6 protein-coding genes are annotated in these 5,732 nt (G+C 71.7%); 1 reads left to right on the plus strand and 5 read right to left on the minus strand.

The window, feature by feature from the left end:
• Positions 1-103 precede the first annotated feature (103 nt).
• Complete coding sequence (locus ACFU99_RS19170) at positions 104-694, minus strand: dienelactone hydrolase family protein (RefSeq protein ID WP_384393313.1); 591 nt, start codon at positions 692-694, stop codon at positions 104-106.
• A 103-nt stretch (positions 695-797) separates the two neighbouring features.
• Here ACFU99_RS19170 and ACFU99_RS19175 point away from each other — a divergent pair, with 103 nt between their 5' ends.
• Complete coding sequence (locus tag ACFU99_RS19175) at positions 798-1,907, plus strand: mechanosensitive ion channel family protein (RefSeq protein WP_384393315.1); 1,110 nt, start codon at positions 798-800, stop codon at positions 1,905-1,907.
• A gap of 107 nt (positions 1,908-2,014) precedes the next feature.
• On the opposite strand, the gene ACFU99_RS19180 is transcribed toward ACFU99_RS19175, so the two are convergent.
• From ACFU99_RS19180 to ACFU99_RS19195, 4 genes are all read right to left on the minus strand, one after another.
• Complete coding sequence (locus ACFU99_RS19180) at positions 2,015-3,601, minus strand: Na+/H+ antiporter (protein WP_384393317.1); 1,587 nt, start codon at positions 3,599-3,601, stop codon at positions 2,015-2,017.
• A gap of 150 nt (positions 3,602-3,751) precedes the next feature.
• Positions 3,752-4,693, minus strand: a complete 942-nt coding sequence (locus tag ACFU99_RS19185) for an RluA family pseudouridine synthase (RefSeq protein ID WP_384393319.1) — start codon at positions 4,691-4,693, stop codon at positions 3,752-3,754.
• 81 nt (positions 4,694-4,774) lie between these two features.
• Positions 4,775-5,344, minus strand: a complete 570-nt coding sequence (gene lspA, locus ACFU99_RS19190; RefSeq protein WP_384393322.1) for a signal peptidase II — start codon at positions 5,342-5,344, stop codon at positions 4,775-4,777.
• A 148-nt stretch (positions 5,345-5,492) separates the two neighbouring features.
• On the minus strand, positions 5,493-5,732 hold a 240-nt coding region (locus ACFU99_RS19195), incomplete at its 5' end, for a TraR/DksA family transcriptional regulator (RefSeq protein ID WP_384393325.1).

Consider the following 5,732-nt stretch of genomic DNA (forward strand, 5'->3'; position numbering starts at 1 on the left):
GTGCGGCGGGCCCCCCAAAACGTACGCCCCCCCAAACATTACGTCCCCCGCGGCGGGGGGGGGGCCCCCGTTTTACCCCCCCCCCCCCCCCGCCGGGAGGCGGCTACGCGTCGCCGAGGTCCGCGAGGAAGCCCAGCGACACCTTCCAGGCGGCCTCCGCGGCCTCCTCGTCGTAGTCCGGGAGCCCGGGGTCGGTGAAGAGGTGCCCGGCCCCCTGGTAGCGGTAGACCTCCACGTCCGCGCCGGCCCGCCGCATCCGCAGGTACCAGGCGTTCAGCCAGTCCTGCGGCTCGAACGGGTCCGGGTCCGCGACATGCAGCTGTACGGGCAGCTCGTCGACGGACGCGTCCTCCGCGAGGTCGGAAGTGCCGTGCAGGAGCAGCAGCCCCCGCGCCTTCTCGTCGCCCAGCGCCAGGTTCTGCGCGATCGACCCGCCGAGCGAGAAGCCCGCGTACACGAGCCCGCGCTCCGAGAGCGGGGCCGCCGCGGCGATGGCCCGGCGCAGCAGCTCCTCCTTGCCGATCTCATCCTTGATCACCATGCCGTCCTCGACGGTCTCGGTGGTCCGCCCGTCGTAGAGGTCCGGCACGTGCACCTCGTGCCCGGCGGCGCGCAGCCGCTCGGCCGCCGCGTGGACGGCGGGCCGCAGCCCGTAAGCCGAGTGAAACAGGACAATCGTGGTAGAGGACGCCACTGGAGCCACTTCCCTAGAGGTATTTCGCGATCACCCCATCGTGCCAGTTACCGTCGGTGGGACGCGGACCACCCGAATCGCGCTGGAAGGAGCCGAGGTGTCCATGGAGGACGTGTTGCGTCCGCTCATCGTGATCGGCGGATCGGTCGCCATCACCCTGCTGGTCGGCTGGGCCGCCGACCTGGTGGTGCGCCGGATCGACGCCCGCCACCCCGAGACCCCGCTGTGGGATCTGCTGCGCCGCTGCCGGCTGCCGTTGCAGCTCGTGCTGTGCGCGGCCCTGCTGCGCGGCAGTTTCACCTCCATCACGTTCAAGGTGGTCGAGGAGCACGAGGCGGGCATCGGCCAGACCCTGACGCTGGTGCTGCTCGCCGCCGTCGCGTGGCTCGCGGTGCGCGGCGCCGCGGCCATAGTGGAGTCGACGTACGCCCGTTATGCCGCGAACGCCCATGACCGGGCGCGGGTCCGCCGGGTCCGTACGCAGGTGACGCTGATCCAGCGGATCGTGACCGCGGTCGTCGTGGTGGTGACGGTGGCGGCGATGCTGCTGACCTTCCCGGCGATGAAGACGGTGGGGACGTCGATGCTGGCGTCCGCCGGTGTGATCGGCATCGTCGCCGGTGTCGCCGCCCAGTCGACGCTCGGCAACCTCTTCGCCGGGTTGCAGATCGCCTTCGGCGACATGGTGCGGATCGGCGACACGGTGGTGGTCGACGGCGAGTGGGGCACGGTCGAGGAGATCACCCTCACCTACCTGGTGGTGACCACCTGGGACGAGCGCCGGATCACCATGCCCGTGTCGTACTTCACGAGCAAGCCGTTCGAGAACTGGACGCGCGGCACCCCGCGGATGACCGGCACGGTCTTCTTCCACCTCGACCACACCACGCCCATAGACCTCATGCGCCAGCGGCTGCACGAGATCCTCATGAAGTGCGCCGAGTGGGACCGCCGGGCCTGGAGCCTGGTGATCACGGACACCACGCCGTCCACGATCCAGGTGCGGGCGCTGGTCACCGCGAAGGACTCGGACGACATCTGGACGCTCCGCTGCGTGGTCCGCGAGCAGTTGGTGGAGTGGCTGCGCCGGGAGCACCCGTACGCGCTGCCGCGGATCAACACGGCGCACGCGCCGGGCCTGCGGGAGGCGCCCGACCGCCCGCAGGCGCCGCCGAGGTCCGAGGACATCGGCCCCGGCCCCGGCACCGCCTGACCGGAACCGGGCCCCGGCCCCGTACGGCCTTCGGCCCGTACCGCCTCGGATCAGCGCGGCCTCGGGCCCGTACGGCCTTCGGCCCGCGGGCCCCGCCCAGGGGACCGTCAGCGCAGGCTCCGCACGTCGAGGTGGCGCAGCACCCGGTCGACGATCTCCGGGTCCGCGCCCGCCTCGCTGCGCGCGGAGAGCACCTCGTGCCGGGCGGCCGAGAGCATCTCGCTCTGGATGCGCTGCACGGTGCGCAGCCGCTTGACGCGCTGGGCGTTCGCCTCCCGGCGCTCGTCGTCGACCATGTCGGGGCTGATCCGGGCGCCGACGTCGTACGCGCGCCGGCTCAGCTGCTCGGAGAGGTCCTCGGGCAGTTCCTCGACCGCCTGGATCTCCTTGAGCCTGCGCTTGGCGGCCTTGGCCGCGCGGATCGCGAGCAGCCGCTCCGTCTCCCGCTCGGCGTCGGTGTCGGCCTTCACGCCGAGCCTGCGCACCAGCCAGGGCAGGGTCAGCCCCTGGACGACGAGGGTGGCCATGATGACGGCGAAGGCGATGAAGAGGATCTCGTCGCGGCCGGGGAAGTCCGAGCCGTCGTGCACGGTGAGCGGGATGGCGAGCGCCAGCGCGACGGAGGCCACACCGCGCATCCCGGACCACCACATGACGACGGTCTCGCGCCAGGTCATCGGGATCTCCTCCTCGACGTCCCGGTGCCGGTGCATCTTGCGCGCGAGCCAGGCGGCGGGCAGCAGCCACAGCAGCCGTACGCCGATCACGACGCCGATCACCGCGCCGCCGGCCGCGAGCATCTCGCCCCAGCGGCCGGAGGCCGTGCCGAAGACATTGTGGAGTTCGAGGCCGATGAGGCCGAAGGCGACTCCGGTGACGAGGGTGTCGACGATCTCCCAGAAGGTGTGACCGGCCAGCCGGCCCAGCACGTCGTCGGCGTCCACCGCGTGTTCGGCGAGGAACAGCGCGGTGGTGAGCACCGCCAGCACCCCCGAGCCGCTGAACTCCTCGGCCAGTACGTACGCGACGAACGGCACCAGCAGGGTGAGGCCGATCTGGAGGGTGGCGTCGCCGAGCAGGCCCATCAGCTTGTTGGCGGCCCAGCCGAGCACCAGGCCCACCGCTATGGCGACCACGGCGGAGAGCACCAGCGCGCCGACGGCGTGCGGGACGGAGAAGGAGCCGGTGACGGTGGCGGCGATGGCCACGTGGTACAGCACGATCGCGGTGACGTCGTTGAAGAGCCCCTCGCCCTCCAGGATGGAGACGAGGCGGCGCGGCAGCCCGAGCGACCCGGCGACGGCGGTCGCGGCGACCGGGTCGGGCGGGGCGACCAGCGCGCCGAGCGCGACGGCCGCGGCGAGCGGCAGGCCGGGCACGACGGCGTTGGCGACGACGGCGACCGCGGCGGTCGTCACGAAGACCAGCGCCACCGCGAGCAGGAAGATCGGTCTCAGATTGGCCGCGAACTGCCGCCAGGACGTGCGCTGAACGGAGGCGTACAGCAGCGGCGGCAGCACCAGCGGCAGGATGTACTCGGGCGGCACATTGACATTCGGCACGAACGGCAGCAGCGCGAGAACGATCCCGCCCAGGGTCATCAGGACCGGCGACGGCAGTCCCAGCCGGTCACCGAGCGGCACCATGACCACGGCCCCGAGTAGCAGTACGAACAGCAGGGCAAGCTGGTCCACGACGTATACGCTCCGGTGTCGGTCCGACGATCAACGCCTCAAGCCTGCCATGGCCGGTCACATAAACCGCTCAACGCGGCATTGATCACATATCGCCGCAGCCGGAATACGTGCGTCCGCGCGCCCCGCGCTCCCCGTGGTGACGCAGCGTCAGGAGCTCTCCGCCCGCACGATGTCCAGCGCCCGCTGGAGATCCTCGGGGTACGCGCTCTCGAACTCGACCCAGCTGCCGTCGCCAGGGTGCTCGAAGCCGAGCCGCATCGCGTGCAGCCACTGCCGGGTGAGCCCCAGCCGCTTGGCGAGCGTCGGGTCGGCGCCGTACGTGGTGTCGCCGACGCACGGGTGCCGGTGCGCCGACATGTGCACGCGGATCTGGTGCGTACGGCCGGTCTCCAGCTTGATGTCGAGGAGACTGGCGGCCCGGAACGCCTCGATGAGGTCGTAGTGCGTCACGGACGGCTTGCCCTCGGCCGTCACCGCCCACTTGTAGTCGTGGTTCGGATGCCGCCCGATGGGCGCGTCGATCGTGCCGCTCATCGGGTCCGGGTGGCCCTGCACCAGCGCGTGGTAACGCTTGTCGACCGTACGCTCCCGGAACTGCTGCTTGAGCAGGGTGTAGGCGCGCTCGGACTTGGCGACGACCATCAGCCCCGAGGTGCCCACGTCGAGGCGGTGCACGATGCCCTGGCGCTCGGCCGCCCCCGAGGTCGAGATGCGGTAGCCGGCGGCGGCGAGCCCGCCGATGACGGTGGTGCCGGTCCAGCCGGGGCTCGGGTGCGCGGCCACCCCGACCGGCTTGACGATCACGACGATGTCGTCGTCGTCGTGCACGATCTCCATGCCCTCGACGGGCTCGGCGACGATCTGCACCGGCGCCGGGGCCCCGGGCATCTCGACCTCCAGCCAGGCGCCGCCGGTCACCCGGTCGGACTTGCCGGCCACCGCGCCGTCGAGCTGCACCTTCCCCCCGGCGGCGAGCTCGGCCGCCTTGGTCCGCGAAAAGCCGAACATGCGGGCGATGGCGGCGTCCACGCGCTCGCCTTCGAGGCCGTCGGGTACGGGCAGGGTGCGGATCTCGGGAATCGTGCTCACCCGTCGAGTATGCAGGACGGCGCGGACGTGGTCGTACGGCCGGATGCCCGTACGGCCGGATGCGGATGCCCGCGCGCGCCGTCAGTCCTTGTGCACCGTGCCGTCGGGGTCCAGGCCGCGGAAGGAGAGGATCACGATCAGGATGCCGCCGCACACGATCGCCGAGTCGCCGAGGTTGAAGACCGCGAAGTGCGCGGGCGCGATCCAGTCGACGACGCCGCCCTGGAGACCGCCGGGCGAGCGGAACACCCGGTCGGTGAGGTTGCCGAGCGCCCCGCCGAGCAGCAGGCCGAGCGCGATCGCCCACGGCACGCTGTAGAGCTTGCGGGCGAGCCGCGCGATCACCACGATCACGATCACCGCGATGCAGGTGAAGACGATGGTCATGGCCTCGCCGAAGCTGAAGGCCGCGCCGCGGTTGCGGATCACCTGGAGCTGTAGCCAGGTGCCGATCACATGGACCGGATCATGGTGCTCCAGTTTCGCCACCACGGCCAGCTTGCTGACCAGATCCAGGAGGTAGGCCAAGGGGGCGACCGTCAGCAGCACGCCGATCCGCCGCTTCTTCCCCTGGGGCGGACCCACCTCCTGCGAGGCGCCGTCCCCTTCGGCCTCTCCCGGCGTACCGGTGGTCTGCTCCGCCTCTGTCACCTGAGTCCCTCGACGTCGTCCCGCCCGCCGTTCGGCACCGCCCGGTCCGGCGGTGCTGCCCGGCAGCGCGGCGCACCTCTGCGTTCGCTGGGCGCCGGGCGCCCCCGCCCGGCTGAGGACGAGGGTACGGCACGCCGCCGCGGGCCGGTCAGCGGCGTTCCTGCCGCTGCTTGCACTCGACGCACAGCATGGCGCGGGGAAACGCCTGCATCCGGGCCTTGCCGATCGGTTTGCCGCAGTTCTCGCAGATCCCGTACGTGCCGGCGTCGAGCCGCTCCAGGGCGCGCTCCGTCTGCTCCAGCATCTCGCGCGCGTTCCCGGCCAGCGCCAGCTCGTGCTCGCGCGTGATGTTCTTGGTGCCGGTGTCGGCCTGGTCGTCGCCCGCGCC

The sequence above is a fragment of the Streptomyces sp. NPDC057654 genome, from assembly GCF_042800135.1.
Classification (GTDB): Bacteria; Actinomycetota; Actinomycetes; order Streptomycetales; family Streptomycetaceae; genus Streptomyces.